Raw genomic sequence first — 16,876 nt, 5'->3', positions numbered from 1 at the left:
CCGGGTTGCGCCGTCGTGGGCGGCGGAACCTCGCCGGGGTCCGGGTTTCGGGGGACGAGCGACGGGGCAGCAGCCCATGCTCCGCCGTTGATCTGACACCATTCCCCGGGGGCCCCGTTCGGCGGATGGACGGAGCTCGTTTGGACAGGCTTGCGACCAGGGGACGGATGGGACCGCGCAGTGCGGGGCTACGAACGCCAGGAGCGAGAGCCGGCGGCTGACGTCGACCACCTCTCTCGGTTCGAGGCCGAGATGGATCGGCTGAAGACCGAGCGGGAAAAGGCGATCCAGCACGCCGAGGACCTCGGCTACCAGGTCGAGGTGCTGCGCGCCAAGCTGCACGAGGCGCGGCGCACCCTCATGACCCGGCCCGCCTACGACAGCGCCGACATCGGCTACCAGGCGGAGCAGTTGCTGCGCAACGCGCAGGTGCAGGCCGACCAGCTCCGCGCGGACGCCGAGCGGGAGCTGAGCCAGGCCCGGGCGCAGACCCAGCGCATCCTCCAGGAGCACGCCGAGCAGGCGGCGCGTCTGCAGGCCGAGCTGCACCAGGAGGCGGTGACCCGCCGCCAGCAGCTCGACCAGGAGCTGGCCGAGCGCCGGCAGACCGTCGAGTCGCACGTCAACGAGAACGTGGCCTGGGCGGAGCAGCTGCGCGCCCGCACCGAGCAGCAGGCCCGCCGGCTCCTCGACGAGTCCCGCGCCGAGGCCGAGCAGGCGATGGCCGCCGCCCGCGCGGAGGCCGAGCGGCTGACCGCCGAGGCCCGCCAGCGGCTGCAGAGCACGGCCGAGGAGGCCCGCGCCGAGGCCGAGCAGATCCTGCGCCGCGCCCGTACCGACGCCGAGCGCCTGCTCAACGCCGCCTCCACCCAGGCCCAGGAGGCCACCGACCACGCCGAGCAGCTGCGCAGCAGCACGGCGAGCGAGTCCGACGCCGCCCGCCGCCAGGCCACCGAGCTGAGCCGCGCCGCCGAGCAGCGCATGGCGGAGGCCGAGGAGGCCCTGCGCAAGGCGCAGTCCGAAGCCGAGAAGACGGTCACCGAGGCCAAGGAGGCCGCGGCCAAGGCGCTGGCGAGCGCCGAGTCCGCCAACGAGCAGCGCACCCGCACGGCCAAGGAGCAGGTCGCCCGGCTGGTCGAGGAGGCCACGAAGGAGGCCGAGCAGACCAGGTCCGAGGCCGAGCAGCTGGTCGCGGACGCCCGCGCCGAGGCGGAGAAGATCGTCGCCGAGGCCGCGGAGAAGGCCCGTACGATCACCGCCGAGGAGAGCGCCACCCAGCTGTCGAAGGCGGCCAAGACCGCCGAGGACGTCCTGAACAAGGCGGCCGAGGAGGCCAAGCAGACCACGAAGGCCGCCGCCGAGGAGGCCGAGCGGATCCGCACCGAGGCCGAGGCCGAGGCGGACCGGCTGCGCGCCGAGGCGCACGACATCGCCGAGCAGCTCAAGGGCGCGGCGAAGGACGACACCAAGGAGTACCGCGCCAAGACCGTCGAGCTCCAGGAGGAGGCGCGCCGGCTGCGCGGCGAGGCCGAGCAGCTGCGCGCCGAGGCGGTCGCCGAGGGCGAGCGGATCCGGGCCGAGGCCCGGCGCGAGGCCGTGGCGCAGATCGAGGAGGCGGCGAAGTCCGCCGAGGAGCTGCTGGCCAAGGCCAAGGCGGACGCCGACGAGCTGCGGGGGACCGCGACCGCGGACAGCGAGAAGGTGCGCACCGAGGCCATCGAGCGCGCCACCACGCTGCGCCGGCAGGCCGAGGAGACCCTGGAGCGCACCCGCAAGGAGGCCGAGCGGCACCGCGCGGAGGCGGAGGAGCAGGCGGAGTCGGTCCGGGCGGACGCCGAGCGGGCCGCGGCCGAGCTGCGCGAGGCGACCGAGCGGGCGCTGGCCACCCGGCAGTCGGAGGCCGCCGAGGAGCTGACCCGGCTGCACACCGAGGCCGAGGAGCGCCTGACCGCCGCCGAGCAGGCGCTGACCGACGCCCGTGAGGAGGCCGCGCGGATCCGCCGCGAGGCCGGCGAGGAGGCCGACCGGCTGCGCTCCGAGGCGGCCGAGCGGATCCGCGCCCTGCAGCAGCAGGCCGAGGCCGAGGCCGAGCGGCTGCGTGACGAGGCCGCCTCGGACGCGTCCGCCTCGCGCGCGGAGGGCGAGGCCATCGCCGTACGGCTGCGTTCGGAGGCCGCGGCGGAGGCGGAGCGGCTCAAGGCGGAGGCCCAGGACACCGCCGACCGGGTCCGTGCCGAGGCGCAGGCCGCCGCGGAGCGGCTGGGCTCGGAGGCGTCCGAGACGCTGGCCGCCGCCCAGGAGGAGGCCGCCCGGCGCCGCCGCGAGGCCGAGGAGCTCCTCGGCGCGGCGCGGCAGGAGGCCGACCAGGAGCGCGAGCGGGCCCGCGAGCAGAGCGAGGAGCTGCTGGCGTCGGCGCGCAAGCGCGTGGAGGAGGCACAGGCCGAGGCCACCCGGCTGGTGGAGGAGGCCGACCGGCGCGCCACCGAGATGGTCACCGCCGCCGAGCAGCACGCGCAGCAGGTGCGGGACTCCGTCGCGGGGCTGCACGAGCAGGCGCAGGAGGAGATCGTCGGGCTGCGCTCGGCCGCCGAGCACGCGGCGGACCGTACGAGGCGGGAGGCCGAGGAGGAGGCGGACCGGGTCCGCGCCGACGCCTACGCCGAGCGGGAGCGGGCGAGCGAGGACGCGTCCCGGCTGCGGCGCGAGGCGCACGAGGAGACCGAGGCCGCCAAGGCGCTCTCGGAGCGCACGGTGTCGGAGGCGATCGCGGAGGCGGAGCGGATCCGCACCGATGTCGCCGAGCACGCCCAGCGGGTGCGCACCGAGGCCTCGGACGCGCTGGCCGAGGCCGACCAGGCCGCGGCCCGTACCCGGGCGGACGCCCGCGAGGACGCCAACCGCATCCGGTCGGACGCGGCGACGCAGGCGGACACGCTGATCTCCGAGGCGCGCGCGGAGGCCGAGCGGCTGCAGACGGAGACCATCGCGGAGGCCGACCGGCTGCGCACGGAGACGATCGACGAGACGGACCGGCTGCGCGCGGAGACGGCCGCGGAGGCCGAGCGGGTGCGGGCGGAGTCCGTCGCCAGGGCGGAGAAGCTGATCTCGGACGCCACGGGGGACGCGGAGCGGCTGCGCGCCGAGGCCGCGGAGACCGTGGGCTCCGCGCAGTCCCGTGCCGAGCGGATCCGCACCGAGTCCGAGCGGCTGAAGGCCGACGCGGAGGCGGAGGCAGAGCGCATGCTGGCGGCCGCCCGCGAGGAGGCCGAGCGGACCCTGGACGAGGCCCGCCAGGATGCCAACAAGCGGCGTTCGGAGGCGGCCGAGCAGGTCGACACGCTGATCACGGAGACCACCGCCGAGGCCGACAAGCTGCTCACCGAGGCGCAGGCGAGCGCGGTCAAGACCAAGGCGGACGCGGAGTCCCAGGCCGACACGATGGTGGGCGCGGCCCGCCAGGAGGCCGAGCGGCTCGTGTCCGAGGCGACCGTGCAGGGCAACACGCTGGTGGAGAAGGCCCGTACGGACGCGGACGAGCTGCTCGTCGGCGCCCGCCGGGACGCCACGCAGATCCGCGAGCGCGCCGAGGAGCTGCGCGACCGCCTGACCGCCGAGATCGAGGAGCTGCACGAGCGGGCCCGGCGCGAGGCCGCCGAGACGATGAAGTCGACGGGCGACCGCTGCGACGCGCTGATCAAGGCCGCCGAGGAGCAGCTGGCCAAGGCGCAGGCCAAGGCCAAGGAGATCGTCTCGGACGCCAACTCCGAGGCGGGCAAGGTGCGGATCGCCGCGGTGAAGAAGGCCGAGGGTCTGCTGAAGGAGGCCGAGCAGAAGAAGGCCACGCTCGTGAAGGAGGCCGAGGAGCTGAAGGCCGAGGCGGTCCGCGAGGCGCGGCGCACGGTCGAGGAGGGCAAGCGCGAGCTGGAGATCCTGGTGCGCCGGCGCGAGGACATCAACGCGGAGATCTCCCGGGTCCAGGACGTCCTGGAGGCGCTGGAGTCCTTCGAGGCCCCCTCGTCCGGCAAGGACAGCGGCGTGAAGGCGGGCGCGACGGTGGGCGCACCCCGGTCGGGCGGCAAGGGGTCGGAGGGCTGACAAGGGGCCCGGGGGGCTAATCTGAGGGGTCGATTCCAGGCGGTTCGGAGGGCTTCCTCCGAGGTCGTCCGGGAGCTTCCGGGTGCCCTCCGGGGGGCTTCGACCCGGTCCTTGGCAAGCCGTCAGGCGGTCAGCCACTCAAAAGAGGTGTCATTCTCCAGATCAAACACGTATCCGCTCGATGACACACCGCTTCGGCCCCTAGGATTCGACCTATCACCTCACCGGTCTCATTCGACAGGAACCCCATGAGCGACACTTCCCCCTACGGCTTCGAGCTTGTGCGGCGTGGGTACGACCGCGCTCAGGTGGACGAACGTATCTCCAAGCTCGTCTCCGACCGTGACAGCGCTCTCGCCCGCATCACCGCTCTGGAGAAGCGCATCGAGGAGCTCCACCTCGAAACGCAGAACGCCCAGGCCCAGGTCACCGACGCGGAGCCGTCGTACGCGGGTCTCGGCGCGCGGGTCGAGAAGATCCTGCGCCTCGCCGAGGAAGAGGCCAAGGATCTGCGTGAGGAGGCCCGGCGCGCCGCCGAGCAGCACCGCGAACTCGCCGAGTCGGCGGCCCAGCAGGTCCGCAACGACGCCGAGTCCTTCGCCGCGGAGCGCAAGGCCAAGGCCGAGGACGAGGGCGTCCGGATCGTCGAGAAGGCCAAGGGCGACGCCGCCCAGCTGCGTTCCGAGGCGCAGAAGGACGCGCAGTCCAAGCGGGAGGAGGCGGACGCCCTCTTCGAGGAGACCCGCGCCAAGGCCGCCCAGGCCGCCGCCGACTTCGAGACGAACCTCGCCAAGCGCCGCGAGCAGTCCGAGCGCGACCTGGCGTCCCGTCAGGCCAAGGCCGAGAAGCGGCTCGCGGAGATCGAGCACCGCGCCGAGCAGCTGCGCCTGGAGGCGGAGAAGCTGCGCACCGACGCCGAGCGCCGCGCCCGCCAGACCGTCGAGACGGCCCAGCGCCAGGCCGAGGACATCGTGGCCGACGCCAACGCCAAGGCGGACCGCATCCGTTCGGAGTCCGAGCGCGAGCTCGCCGCGCTGACCAACCGCCGCGACTCCATCAACGCCCAGCTGACCAACGTCCGCGAGATGCTGGCCACCCTCACCGGTGCCGCGGTCGCCGCCACGGGCGCGCCGGCCGAGGACGAGCCGATCTCCCGCGGGGTTCCGGCCCAGCAGACCCGCTGACGAACGCCCCCGCCGGGGCAGAACGTCGTGGAGCCCCCCGCCGCCTTCCGGTGGCGGGGGGCTTTGTGCGCATCTAGCGTGGCCGCATGATCGAGCTGTCGGGGCTGACCAAGCGGTACGGCGAGAAAGTGGCGGTGGACGACCTCACCTTCACCGTGCGACCGGGCATCGTCACCGGCTTCCTCGGGCCCAACGGCGCCGGGAAGTCCACCACCATGCGGATGATCCTCGGCCTGGACCACCCCACCGCCGGGGACGTGCGCATCGACGGCCGGCACTACCACGAGCTCGCGGACCCGCTCACGTACATCGGGGCCCTGCTGGACGCCAAGGCGGTGCACGGCGGCCGCCGCGCCCACCACCATCTGCTGTGCCTCGCCCAGAGCAACGGCATCCCCGCCGGCCGGGTGCACGAGGTGCTGGAGACGGTGGGTCTGACTGCCGTGGCCCGGAAGAAGGCCAAGGGCTTCTCGCTCGGCATGAGCCAGCGGCTCGGCATCGCGGGCGCGCTGCTCGGCGATCCGCGGATCCTGATGTTCGACGAACCGGTCAACGGCCTCGACCCCGAGGGCATCCTCTGGATCCGGAGCCTGATGAAATCGCTGGCCGCCCAGGGCCGTACGGTCTTCGTCTCCTCCCATCTGATGAGCGAGATGGCGCTGACCGCCGACCATCTCGTCGTCATCGGCCAGGGCAGGCTGCTGGCGGACACCTCCATGGCCGACTTCATCGAGCGCAACTCCCGCTCCTACGTCCGGATCCGCACCCCGGACCGCGAACGGCTGCTCGACGCGCTGCACGGCGCCGGGATCACGGCCGTGGAGAGCGGCGGCGGGCAGTTGGAGGTGGACGGCGGCAAGGCCGAGCAGATCGGTGAGCTGGCCGCACGCCACCACGTGGTGCTGCACGAACTGAGCGTCCGGCAGTCCTCCCTGGAGGAGGCGTTCATGCGGCTGACGGCCTCCTCGGTGGAGTACCACGCGCGCACGGAGCCGCCGCCCGAGCGGCCGTGGGGCGCGGACCGGGACACGGGAACCGCGAAGGCAGCGGCCGACGCGGTCACGACGACGGCGGAGGGCTGAGGCATGGCGGCGACCCAGATCATCCGGTCCGAGTGGACCAAGATCCGTTCGGTGGCGTCCACCGTGTGGACCCTGTCCCTGGTGGTGGTCGTCACCGTCGCGCTCGGGATGCTGATCTCGGCGCTGACGAAGCACGAGTTCGGCAACATGCCCCCGCGCGAGCGGCTCTCCTTCGACCCGACGCTCATCAGCTTCGCCGGCATGACACTCGGCCAGCTGGCGATGATCGTGTTCGGGGTGCTGGTGGTGTCCAACGAGTACAGCACCGGCATGATCCGCACCTCGCTGGCCGCGGTCCCCCGGCGCGGCGCCTTCCTGGCGAGCAAGGTGGCCGTCGCGACCGCTCTGGCCCTGGCTGTCGGCCTGGTCACCAGCTTCGCCGCCTTCTTCCTCGGGCAGGCGATGCTCGGCTCGCCGCTGCGGACCTCGCTCGACGCCCCCGGCGTGCTGCGCGCGGTCCTCGGCGGCGGGCTCTACATGGCCCTCATCGCGATGTTCTCGATGGGCGTCGCCGCGATGCTGCGCTCGCCGATGCTGTCGCTGGGCATCCTGATGCCGTTCTTCTTCCTGATCTCCAACGTCCTCGCCAACGTGTCAGCGACCAAGAAGATCGGCCAGTACCTGCCCGACCAGGCCGGCAGCCGGATCATGCAGGTGGTCCCCCGGGTCGGCGACGACACCCCGTACGGCCCCTGGGGCGGCCTGGGGATCATGGTGCTGTGGGTGATCGCGGCGCTCGCGGGCGGCTACGCGCTGCTGCGGCAGCGAGACGCCTGAGATTCGTTCCTCTGTGCCCCACTCGGTTTTACTTTCTTTTGGCCGGAACCGTCAGCGCCCGGATATCCTCCTAACCCTTACGGGGGCGTGTGCCCCGCTGTCCTGAAATCCCGGGACGGGTACCTTCCGATGGGACCGGAGCATGATCGAGGCAGTCGGCCTGACCAAGCGCTATGGCGACAAGACCGCCGTGTACAACCTCTCCTTCCAGGTACGGCCCGGCGCCGTCACCGGCTTCCTGGGCCCCAACGGGTCGGGCAAGTCGACGACCATGCGGATGATCCTCGGCCTGGACAACCCCACCGCGGGCACGGTGACGATCGGCGGCTACCCGTACCGCAAGCTGCCCAACGCACCGCGCCAGGTGGGCGCCCTGCTGGACGCCAAGGCCGTTCACGGCGGCCGGAGCGCCCGCAGCCACCTGCTGTCCCTGGCCCAGCTGTCGGGCATCCCGGCGCGCCGCGTCGACGAGGTGCTGGGCGTGGTCGGTCTGCAGGACGTGGCCAGGAAGCGTTCCAAGGGCTTCTCGCTGGGCATGGGGCAGCGGCTCGGCATCGCGGCGGCGCTGCTGGGTGACCCGCAGGTGCTGCTGTTCGACGAGCCGGTGAACGGTCTCGACCCCGAGGGCATCCTCTGGGTGCGGAACCTGATGAAGGCGCTGGCCGCCGAGGGACGGACCGTGTTCGTCTCCAGTCACCTCATGAGCGAGATGGCGCTGACCGCCGACCACCTGATCGTCATCGGTCGCGGGCAGTTGCTCGCCGACATGAGCGTGACGGCCTTCATCTCGGCGAACTCCGCGGACTTCGCCCGGGTGCGCACCCCGGACACCGAGCCGGAGCAGCGGGAGAAGCTGACCTCGGCGCTGACCGAGGCCGGTGGGCATGTGCTGCCCGAGCCGGACGGCGCGCTGCGGGTGACGGGGCTGCCGCTGCCGCGCATCAGCGACCTCGCGCACGAGGCCGACGTACGGCTGTGGGAGCTGTCGCCGCACCAGGCCTCGCTGGAGGAGGCATACATGCGGATGACGCAGGGCGCCGTCGACTACCGCTCGACGATCGACCAGAAGGCGGGACTGATGCAGCCCCTGCCGCCCGGCGCCCAGCCGCCCGTGCCGGTCCCGGGCCAGGGCCAGCCCGGCTGGTACGCCCCGCCGCCGCCCCAGCAGGGCGGTCAGCCCTTCGCCGCACCGCCTCAGCAGCAGCCGCAGCCGCAGCCGGGCCAGGGTCCCTACGGCGCCCACCCCCACCCCCAGCCGTACGGCGCTCCGGGTGCGGGCATGCCGAACCCGTACGCCCAGCCCGTCGCCGCGCCCGCGGCTCCGCCCGCCGCGCCCGCCTCCCCCGCGCCGGAGGCCGCCGCCCCCGCCCCCGCCGTCGACACCACCAAGTCCGAGGACGCCCGATGAGCACGCCGCAGACTCCGATGCCGCAGGCCGCGCCGCCCGCCTGGGAGGCGGCGGCCGGCAGCCCGTACCCCGGTTACACCTCGCCGATCCCCGTGGTCCGTACGCACCTCGGGCACGCCCTCGCCTCGGAGTGGACGAAAATCAAGTCGGTGCGCTCCACCATGTGGACGCTCGGTGTGTTCGTCCTGCTCGTGCTCGGGATCGGGCTGCTGACCGGTCTGGTGATCGCCAACTCCTCGTCGGACCTCTCCGGTGACGAGAACCCGCTGTCGCTGGGCTTCTTCGGGCTGCTGCTCGGCAGCATCTGCCTCATCACGCTCGGCGTGCTGACCACGGCCTCCGAGTACGGCACCGGCATGATCCGCACGACGATGACGGCGTGCCCCAGCCGGGGGCGGGTGCTCGCGGCGAAGGCGCTGGTGTTCTTCCTGGTCGCCTTCACGATCACCCTGGTGTCCACGGCAGTGGTCGCCTTCCTCCAGATGGCCCTGCTGGAAGGCAGTGGCGCCCGGCAGCCGACCGGCGCGGAGTGGTTCAAGGGCACGGTCGGCGTCAGCCTCTACATGGCCCTGCTCGGCCTTCTGTCGCTGCTCGTCGGCTCGGTGCTGCGGCACTCGGCGGGCGGCATCACCATCATGATCGGTGTGGTCCTCGCCCCGCTGGTCATCGCGCTGTTCATGTTCACGCAGTCGCTGGAGAAGGTGCGCCAGGCCCTGTTCGAGTACTCCATCCCGAACCAGTTGAGCGTGTTCTACTCCAACTCCCTGAGCCGCTCCGGCCCTTCGGGCTGGGATCCGCTGTGGATCATCCTGGGCGCGACGGTGGTCGCCGCCGCCGGCGCCTTGGCGCTGCTGCAGAAACGGGACGTCTAGGGTTCAGAACCTCGGCGCGTCACGGGACCGCCGCACCCGCGTGGTGCGGCGGTCCTTCGCGTTCCAGCAGGCCTTGTGCCAGTGCCTGCGGTCGTCCACCCCGGCGTGCTCGGGCCAGGCCACCACGTGCGGGACGCCCGAGCCGATCACCTGGTCGCAGCCCGGGCAGCGGTAGGTCTTGCCCGCCGCGCTGGCGCCCGCGACATGGCGCACGCTCCACTCCTCGCCCTGCCAGTTCTCCGTGGACTGCCAGCCGCCGTAACGGCTCGCCGCGTCGTCCTCGGCGCTCCGGCCGGACGAGCCGGCTCCCTTGGGGCGGTTGCGACGCGGGGACACGGGACACCTCACCGGTTCTGCTGAAGGACGGGTTCGCCTCCAGCGTACGCGGCGCCGACAAGGGCATACGTCCGGATCCGCCACGATCCGAATAGCCGACCAAATCCTGTCAACTCGCCCTCGAGGACGTCCGATTCCACAGACAATCCGGAAATCCCTTCGCCAGGCCGTGTCCTCGTCACGTGTCGTGCGGTTATGCCCGGTGGGGGAGCTCCGCGTCGGAGCCGAGGAAGCAGGAAAAGCAATGCGCGTAGGAAGTTTCGTGTTGGCCGCCCAGTTCCCGGGCCAGGGCCAGGGGGAGGCGCTGCACCGCGCGGTCCGTACGGCCGAGGTCGCCGAGGAGGCGGGGCTGGACGCGGTCTGGCTGGCCGAGCACCACTTCGTACCGTACGGGACGTGCCCGTCGGCCATCACCCTGGCCGCGCTGCTGCTCGGCCGTACCCGCCGGCTGAGGGTGGGGACGGCGGTCAGCGTGCTCCCCACGGTCCACCCGGTGGCGCTCGGCGAGCAGGCCGCGCTGCTGCACGTGACGAGCGGCGGCCGGTTCTCGCTGGGCGTGGGACGCGGCGGTCCGTGGGTCGACCTGGAGGTGTTCGGGACCGGTCTCGAGGCGTACGAGGAGGGGTTTCCGGAATCACTCGATCTGCTGGTCCGCTGGCTGCGCGACGCGTCGGTGTCGGCCTCGGGGGAACGATTCAGCTTCCGGGAGGTCCCCGTCGTGCCCCGCCCCTCGGAGGCGCTGCACGAGGTCCCGGGCCCCGAGGTCGTCGTCGCGTGCACCTCCCCGGCGAGCGTGCGGCTGGCCGCCGAGCGCGGGCTGCCCATGCTCCTCGGGATGCATGTCGGGGACGAGGAGAAGGCCGAGATGATCGCCCTGTGGCGGCGCTGCGCACGGGCGGCCGGACGGTCCGGGGAGGAGATCCGGGGCGCCGCGCATGTCTCGGCAGGCGTCTGCCAGATCGCGGACCGGCGCACGGACGCGGCCGAGACCCTGCTGAAAGCGATGCCGGGCTGGCTGAAACAGGGGCTGGACGCGCATGTCACGGTGGACGGCCGCAGCCGACGGATGCGCGATCCGCTGGCCTACACGGAGCTGCTCTGCGGGCTGCACCCCGTGGGCACCCCGCGCCTGTGCGCCGACCGGCTGGCGGCGACCGCCGAGCGGACCGGCATCTCCAGGTTCGCCCTGCTCGTCGAGGGCTCGGGCGACCTCGCGGCGACCGAGGAGAACGTACGCCGGCTCGGCGCCGAGGTACTCCCCCACCTCGGCTGAGCCGGCGGCCGTCACCGGAGGGCTTGCCGCCCCGGCACTTGATGCACCTCCCGCGTGCGGAGCGGCAAGCAGACAACTGCCCCCTCAGCAGTCCCTGAGCTCCGGTGACTGGTTGAGCAGCTGGGCGCGCACCGACGTGAACTTCGCCAGCCTCTCGTCGGCCGAGGCGTCCAGCGGGAAGACCGCCACCCGGTGGCAGTTCTGGAAGGCCAGCCGGACACCGAAGTGCCGCTGCAGCGCGCCTCGTATGGCGTCACTAGCGAGCGCACGCAGCAGCTGACCGCGATGCTGCTCACTCGGCGGCGGCGTCTGGTTGTCGGCGAACTCTCCGCCGTCCACCTTCAGCTGGGCCACCAGGGAGCTGATCATCTCCCATGCGTAGGGCAGGGAGGTCCGGACGCAGTCGACGAATTCAGCTTCGTCGACCTCGCCTCGCTCGGCCTGTTCCAGTAGGGCCGGTGAGACGTCGAGCGACATGGGTTCTCCTCTCGCACCCCCGGTGAGCAGGGGTTGCCGGACAGATAAGGGAGTGAGCGATACCGAACACGGTGCGTACACACATCGCGACCTCCCGTTCTCTACGGTAGGCAACGAAACGAGGCCCCACCAGGCGAATGCACGTACAGACAGGGCGGGTTGGGCACACAATCGGCCATAAGTGAACACGGGTGATCCAGGGAAAAATGGGGCGACCCACAAGGGGCCGGTCGACCGCCGGGAAGGGGGTCCCGGTGACCGAATCGCGCGCGGCCCGGTGCGTCGAGTAGCGTTGCGGACCATGCGTCTCGTCATTGCCCGCTGCTCCGTCGACTACGCGGGCCGGCTCACCGCCCACCTCCCGTCAGCGCCCCGCCTGATCCTGGTCAAGGCGGACGGCAGCGTCTCGATCCACGCGGACGACCGCGCCTACAAGCCCCTGAACTGGATGTCGCCGCCGTGCACCCTGAAGGAGGGCACCGGCGACGAAGAGGGCGTGTGGACCGTCGTCAACAAGGCGGGCGAGAAGCTCATCATCACGATGGAGGAGATCCTGCACGACTCCTCGCACGAACTCGGCGTGGATCCGGGGCTGATCAAGGACGGCGTGGAGGCGCACCTCCAGGAACTCCTGGCCGACCGCATCGAGACGCTCGGCGAGGGCTACACGCTCATCCGGCGCGAGTACATGACGGCCATCGGCCCGGTGGACATCCTGTGCCGGGACGGCGAGGGGCAGACCGTCGCGGTGGAGATCAAGCGGCGCGGCGAGATCGACGGCGTGGAGCAGCTCACCCGCTATCTGGAGCTGCTGAACCGCGACCCGCACCTCGCCCCGGTGCGCGGCGTCTTCGCCGCGCAGGAGATCAAGCCGCAGGCCCGGGTGCTGGCCACCGACCGCGGCATCGGCTGCCAGGTGCTGGACTACGACGCGCTGCGCGGCATCGAGGACGACAAGCTGCGGCTGTTCTGAGAGCAGCGGCAGCGCTCGAGGCGGAAGGGTCCGACCCGTGACACGGGTCGGACCCTTCCGTGTTGTGCCTCAGATCACCGAGCCGGAGCCGCTGCTCGGGGAGCCCGACTCCGCGTCGCCGCTCGTCGAGCTGCTGGAGGTGGCGGGGGCGCTGGAGGTGGCGGTGCGGGTGGGGGCGGAGCCGCTGGCGGAGTCGGTGGTCTGCGGGCTCGTGGTCGAGGTCTCGGACTGAGACGGCGTCGGCGTCGGGGTCGGCGACTTCGACGGGGAGGCCGAAGGCGACGGGGGCGACTTCGACGGCGACGTGGTCGGCTTCGTGGGCGTCGACCGCGTCGAAGTCGGCGAGGTCGGCGGCCTGCTCGACGTACCGCCCCCTGGACCCTTCGTCCCGCTCGGGTCGTCCGACGGCCCGGCGGCGTCGGCCGGCGGCGTCGGGTCGTCCGACGTGCCGTAGGTGCCGTCGGGGCCCGGGTTGGTGGGGCTGCTGGTGGTGCCGGGGGTGGTCCCGTGGCCGGTGCCGGTGTCGCCGCCGCCGTTCTGCGGGGTGTCGGCGTCCAGGCTGTCGTCGTCCGCGCCCTGGCTGGCGGACGGGTTGACGCCGACCTTGTCGGAGGGGTCGTTGGCGTCGTTGTGGGAGGTGGCGCCGAGCGTCACCACCGTGCCGAGGACGGCCACGAGCAGCGCGCCCGCGCCCGCCGCCACCAGGTTGCGCCGGGCCAGGCCCTTGAGCCCGACCCGGTGCTTCGCCGGGGCGTCCGGCGAGGAGGCGTACGAGGCGGAGGCCGAGCCCGCGGCCGAGGGCTGGTAGGTGACCAGTGTGGTGGTCTCGTCACCGGGCCGCTGGAGCGCCGGGAAGGGGGCGGGGACGCCACCGGGCGGCGAGGCGGACTCCTCGGTGCGGGCGTCGGGCACCTCCTCCCCGGCCATCGCGCCGAAGCCCGGCAGGGCGGCCGGACCCGGGGTCGTGCCGGAGCGGTCGGCGACCAGGGCGAGGGCGCGGCGGCCGGCGACGGTGCCGCGCTTGTCGGCGAGGGCGCCGCGCAGCCCGATGGACGCCTCCAGTTCGGCGCGGGCCCGGTCCAGCAGGCCGCCGCAGAGCGCGACGATGCCCAGCTCGTGGTGGAAGTAGGCCTGGTCGGCGACCTCGCCGGAGAGCCGGGAGGCCTCCGCGCCGAAGCGCAGCGCGCGTTCCCAGGCGCCCCAGTTGAGGCCCGCGGCAAACGCGGGAGCGGCGGTGCGGGCGAGCCGGACGGCGATGCTCTCCTCCCCCTCGCCCTCGCCCTCACCGGGTGGCGTGGTGGCGGGGACGAGCACGGCCAGCGCGGCCAGCAGGGCGTCCGCCTCGGCGGCGACCCGCTCGGGCGTGACCGAGGGGTGGCCGGCCCACCAGGCGTAGTGCTGGGCGGCGGTGTGGGCCTGTTCCTCGGCGTCGTCGCCGTATCCGGCGGCCTCCAGCTGGGTGAGGACCCCGGCGGCGAGCCGGTGGCGGGAGCCGGCCGGGGAGACCAGGCCGCAGCTCGCCAGCTCGCCCAGCGCGGCGTCGGCGTGGGTGTCGCCGACCAGCGCGGGCAGGTGGGCCTGGTGGGGCACCTCGCCGCCGAGTGCGACGGCGAAGCGCAGGGTGGCACGGGCGGAGGCGCTGAGCCGGGAGGCGAGCAGCGGGGCGGGCGCGGCGGCCTCGCCGAGCGAGGGCAGGGGCACGTCGTCGCCGCCCCCGTCGAACGGGGCGTCCGTGGGCGGGGCGTCGGCGAAGACGCCGAACTCCTCGACGGCGTCGGTGCCGGCCCGCAGCCGGTCGCGCTGGCGCAGCAGGGCGCCGGCCTGGACGAAGCGCAGGGGCAGGCCCTCCGACTCGAACCAGAGGTCGCCGGCCCAGTTGGCCTCGTCCTCGGTGAGCACCCGGCCGACGCCGCGCTCGATGAGTTCGACGCCGGCGGCCCGGTCCAGGCCGCCGAGGAAGACCTCCTCGACGGCGGACTCGGCGGACGGCGCCGGCACGTCGGGGGTGGCGGCGATCAGGAAGGCGCACTCGGGGGTGGCGTCGAGGAGTTCGTCCAGGGCGCTGCCGCCGAACTCGATGTCGTCCAGGACGACGACCGCGCCGATCTCACGGACGTACTCGAGCAGTTCGTCCCGGCCCGGGCGGTGCCGGGGCGCGTCGTGCACGGCGTGGAAGAGGTCGTGCAGCAGGTCGGTGACCGTGCGGCGGTGGCCGGTGAGGCGGACGACGCCGTCGGGGGCGAGATCCTCGCAGTCCTCGGCGACCAGGTCGAGGAGGCTGGTGCGGCCGGAGCCGCCGGGTCCGGTCAGGCGCACCGAGCGGCCGCGGGCGAGCAGCCGTACCAGCCGCTCGCGTTCGTCCTGGCGCTCCAGCAGCGGCTCCGCGGACGGGGCGGGTCCGGGCGGGACGGGCGGCCTGGCCGCGCGGTCGGCGTCGGCGCGATCGGCCGCCGTGTACCGGGTCGCCCGGTCCGGGCGTTCTCCGGGCGGGCACGCCTCTATCTCGCTGCCGTCGACGGGGTTGACGGTGAGCAGGAAGTCGCCCGTGACGAGCTGCACCGTGCGGGCCGGTGCGGGCGTGTGCGGTGTGAAGTCGGATGCGAGGGAGTCCCTGGGGGGCCGCCGGCCCGGCGCGTGGCCGTCGCCGTCATGGCCCATGCCCTCGGGATCCCGGTTGTTCGGGTCCATGGGTTCCATAGGTTCCAAGCCCCCCAAAAGCGTCTCGTGTGCTGGGCGGAGTCCGGCGACCCAGCCCACCCCCGGCCTTGCCGCACACCACGCTGTCGCTTCTGGTCCGGGCCCGCTCGAGGGTTGCGAGGCAGCGGGCGACCGAACCCTAAACCTTCGCACAGTATCTCCGACAGCCCGGGGTGCTACGCCGACCGGGACGTCACAGTCTCGTGAGGATTGCGTGCGACGTACGGTTCGATGCGGTCCGTCCGGTCTCTGCCGTCGCCCGGTTCACACCGGTACGCGCCGCCCCGCGCCCCGGCGGGTCTCCCGCCGCACCGGCGTGCGGCCCCCCGGGCCGGCGGCGGGTGTCAGACGCGGGGCAGGGACTCCACGCCGATGCCGCCCTCGATGGCGAGGATGCGGTGCAGCCGGGTGGCCACCAGCAGGCGCTGCATCTGCGGCGGTACGGCCCGCAGCACCAGGCGCCGGCCGCAGCGGCCGGCGCGCCGGTGGACACCCATGATCACGCCGAGTCCGGTGGCGTCCCAGGAGTCGAGCTCCGACAGGTCGAGGACCAGGTCGCCCGCGCCGTCGTCCACGGCCGAGTGCAGGACCGTACGGGCGTCCGCCGCGCTGCGGACGTCGAGGCGGCCCCCGACGACCACCTCGGCGTGGTCGCCCCTGATGTACATATGCGCTCCCCGTGAATGCGGTGGCGTGCTCCGTGTGACGGTTGGCTGTGCAACGTCTGACTGCTTCTGTGACGGTCCGGTTGCTGGTTGTTGGCGAATCGATACCGAATTCACCCTCACGGGTGAGGCAGACGGCCGTTGTACGGCCCGGACCGGGTCGGTGCTCGTTCTAGTGCTTGTAGAAGCCCTGCCCGCTCTTGCGGCCGATGTCACCGGCGTCCACCATCCGGCGCATCAGCTCCGGCGGGGCGAACTTCTCGTCCTGGGTCTCGGTGTAGATGTTGCTGGTGGCGTGCAGCAGGATGTCGACGCCGGTGAGGTCCGCGGTGGCGAGCGGTCCCATGGCGTGGCCGAAGCCCAGCTTGCAGGCGAGGTCGATGTCCTCGGCGGTGGCCACGCCCGACTCGTACAGCTTGGCCGCCTCGACGACGAGGGCGGAGATGAGCCGGGTGGTGACGAAGCCGGCCACGTCGCGGTTGACGACGATGCAGGTCTTGCCGACGGACTCGGCGAACTCCCGTGCCGTGGCGAGGGTTTCGTCGCTGGTCTTGTAGCCGCGGACGAGCTCGACGAGCTGCATCATCGGCACCGGCGAGAAGAAGTGCACGCCGACGACCCGCTCCGGGCGCTCCGTCACGGCCGCGATCTTGGTGATCGGGATGGCGGAGGTGTTGGAGGCGAGCACCGCGTCCTCGCGGACCAGCTTGTCCAGCGTGCGGAAGATCTCGTGCTTGACGTCGAGCTTCTCGAAGACCGCCTCGACGACGATGTCGGCGTCGGCCGCCGCGTCCAGGTCGGTGGTCGTGGTGATGCGGGCGAGGGCGGCCTCGGCGTCGGCGGCCTCCAGCTTGCCCTTGGAGACGAACTTGTCGTACGAGGCCTTGATGCCGTCGGTGCCACGCCGGAGCGCCTCGTCCGTGACGTCACGCATCACGACCTCCCAGCCCGCCTGAGCGGAGACCTGGGCGATGCCGGATCCCATGAGGCCGGCCCCGATGACGGCGAGCTTCCGTGCCACTTACGACTCCCCTTCG

At 72.9% G+C, this 16,876-nt stretch carries 13 protein-coding genes; 8 read left to right on the top strand and 5 right to left on the bottom strand.

Annotation, left to right across the window (positions count from 1 at the left end; genetic code table 11):
- The first annotated feature begins 180 nt into the window (after positions 1-180).
- The 6 genes from scy to IE318_RS28120 all read left to right on the top strand — a co-directional run bounded on the left by scy (position 181) and on the right by IE318_RS28120 (position 9,418).
- A complete protein-coding gene (scy, locus tag IE318_RS28145) occupies positions 181-4,095 on the top strand; it encodes a polarized growth protein Scy (protein WP_189904795.1) in 3,915 nt (1,304 codons plus the stop codon).
- 248 nt (positions 4,096-4,343) lie between these two features.
- The gene (locus IE318_RS28140) at positions 4,344-5,279 is read left to right on the top strand and encodes a coiled-coil domain-containing protein (protein ID WP_030170139.1); all 936 of its coding nucleotides are present in this window, start codon (positions 4,344-4,346) and stop codon (positions 5,277-5,279) included.
- Positions 5,280-5,365: 86 nt separating this feature from the next.
- Positions 5,366-6,361, top strand: coding sequence for an ATP-binding cassette domain-containing protein (locus IE318_RS28135; protein WP_189904793.1), 996 nt, complete (start codon positions 5,366-5,368; stop codon positions 6,359-6,361).
- A 3-nt stretch (positions 6,362-6,364) separates the two neighbouring features.
- Complete coding sequence (locus IE318_RS28130; RefSeq protein ID WP_030170145.1) at positions 6,365-7,138, top strand: ABC transporter permease; 774 nt, start codon at positions 6,365-6,367, stop codon at positions 7,136-7,138.
- A gap of 142 nt (positions 7,139-7,280) precedes the next feature.
- The gene (locus tag IE318_RS28125; protein ID WP_189904785.1) at positions 7,281-8,546 is read left to right on the top strand and encodes an ABC transporter ATP-binding protein; all 1,266 of its coding nucleotides are present in this window, start codon (positions 7,281-7,283) and stop codon (positions 8,544-8,546) included.
- Positions 8,543-9,418 carry an ABC transporter permease subunit gene (locus tag IE318_RS28120; RefSeq protein ID WP_189904783.1) on the top strand — a complete coding sequence of 292 codons (876 nt, stop codon included), beginning with the start codon at positions 8,543-8,545 and terminating at the stop codon, positions 9,416-9,418. Before IE318_RS28125 ends, IE318_RS28120 begins: the two co-directional genes overlap by 4 nt.
- Positions 9,419-9,421: 3 nt before the next feature.
- Here IE318_RS28120 and IE318_RS28115 read toward each other — a convergent pair whose 3' ends face one another.
- On the bottom strand, positions 9,422-9,754 hold the full coding sequence (locus IE318_RS28115; RefSeq protein WP_189904781.1) for an Rv1322 family protein: 333 nt from the start codon (positions 9,752-9,754) through the stop codon (positions 9,422-9,424).
- 244 nt (positions 9,755-9,998) lie between these two features.
- On the opposite strand from IE318_RS28115, the gene IE318_RS28110 reads away from it, so the two are divergent.
- The gene (locus IE318_RS28110; RefSeq protein WP_189904779.1) at positions 9,999-11,027 is read left to right on the top strand and encodes an LLM class flavin-dependent oxidoreductase; all 1,029 of its coding nucleotides are present in this window, start codon (positions 9,999-10,001) and stop codon (positions 11,025-11,027) included.
- An 84-nt stretch (positions 11,028-11,111) separates the two neighbouring features.
- Here the strand turns inward: IE318_RS28110 and IE318_RS28105 are convergent, their stop codons facing one another.
- Entirely contained in the window at positions 11,112-11,504 is a 393-nt protein-coding gene (locus IE318_RS28105; protein ID WP_030170159.1) for an SCO5389 family protein, read from the bottom strand.
- Positions 11,505-11,805: 301 nt separating this feature from the next.
- Between IE318_RS28105 and nucS the strand changes: the two genes are divergently transcribed.
- The gene (gene nucS / locus IE318_RS28100) at positions 11,806-12,477 is read left to right on the top strand and encodes an endonuclease NucS (RefSeq protein WP_030170162.1); all 672 of its coding nucleotides are present in this window, start codon (positions 11,806-11,808) and stop codon (positions 12,475-12,477) included.
- Positions 12,478-12,546: 69 nt separating this feature from the next.
- Here nucS and IE318_RS28095 read toward each other — a convergent pair whose 3' ends face one another.
- From IE318_RS28095 to IE318_RS28085, 3 genes are all read right to left on the bottom strand, one after another.
- Positions 12,547-15,165, bottom strand: a complete 2,619-nt coding sequence (locus IE318_RS28095) for an ATP-binding protein (RefSeq protein WP_189904777.1) — start codon at positions 15,163-15,165, stop codon at positions 12,547-12,549.
- Positions 15,166-15,518: 353 nt separating this feature from the next.
- Positions 15,519-15,842, bottom strand: coding sequence for an STAS domain-containing protein (locus IE318_RS28090; protein ID WP_030170168.1), 324 nt, complete (start codon positions 15,840-15,842; stop codon positions 15,519-15,521).
- Positions 15,843-16,011: 169 nt separating this feature from the next.
- The gene (locus IE318_RS28085) at positions 16,012-16,860 is read right to left on the bottom strand and encodes a 3-hydroxyacyl-CoA dehydrogenase family protein (protein WP_189904775.1); all 849 of its coding nucleotides are present in this window, start codon (positions 16,858-16,860) and stop codon (positions 16,012-16,014) included.
- Positions 16,861-16,876: the final 16 nt, after the last annotated feature.

The sequence above is a fragment of the Streptomyces spiralis genome (assembly GCF_014654675.1).
Taxonomy (GTDB): Bacteria; Actinomycetota; Actinomycetes; order Streptomycetales; family Streptomycetaceae; genus Streptomyces; species Streptomyces spiralis.
The sequence above is the reverse complement of the archived record's forward strand: the minus strand, read 5'-3'. Positions and strand labels throughout refer to the sequence as shown.

Coding starts and splice junctions, on each gene's coding strand:
- IE318_RS28105 (WP_030170159.1), bottom strand. CDS start 11,504: ATGTCGCTCGACGTCTCACCGGCCCTACTGGAACAGGCCGAGCGAGGC.
- IE318_RS28110 (WP_189904779.1), top strand. CDS start 9,999: ATGCGCGTAGGAAGTTTCGTGTTGGCCGCCCAGTTCCCGGGCCAGGGC.
- IE318_RS28135 (WP_189904793.1), top strand. CDS start 5,366: ATGATCGAGCTGTCGGGGCTGACCAAGCGGTACGGCGAGAAAGTGGCG.
- nucS (WP_030170162.1), top strand. CDS start 11,806: ATGCGTCTCGTCATTGCCCGCTGCTCCGTCGACTACGCGGGCCGGCTC.
- IE318_RS28120 (WP_189904783.1), top strand. CDS start 8,543: ATGAGCACGCCGCAGACTCCGATGCCGCAGGCCGCGCCGCCCGCCTGG.
- IE318_RS28130 (WP_030170145.1), top strand. CDS start 6,365: ATGGCGGCGACCCAGATCATCCGGTCCGAGTGGACCAAGATCCGTTCG.
- IE318_RS28140 (WP_030170139.1), top strand. CDS start 4,344: ATGAGCGACACTTCCCCCTACGGCTTCGAGCTTGTGCGGCGTGGGTAC.
- IE318_RS28095 (WP_189904777.1), bottom strand. CDS start 15,165: ATGGACCCGAACAACCGGGATCCCGAGGGCATGGGCCATGACGGCGAC.
- IE318_RS28090 (WP_030170168.1), bottom strand. CDS start 15,842: ATGTACATCAGGGGCGACCACGCCGAGGTGGTCGTCGGGGGCCGCCTC.
- IE318_RS28125 (WP_189904785.1), top strand. CDS start 7,281: ATGATCGAGGCAGTCGGCCTGACCAAGCGCTATGGCGACAAGACCGCC.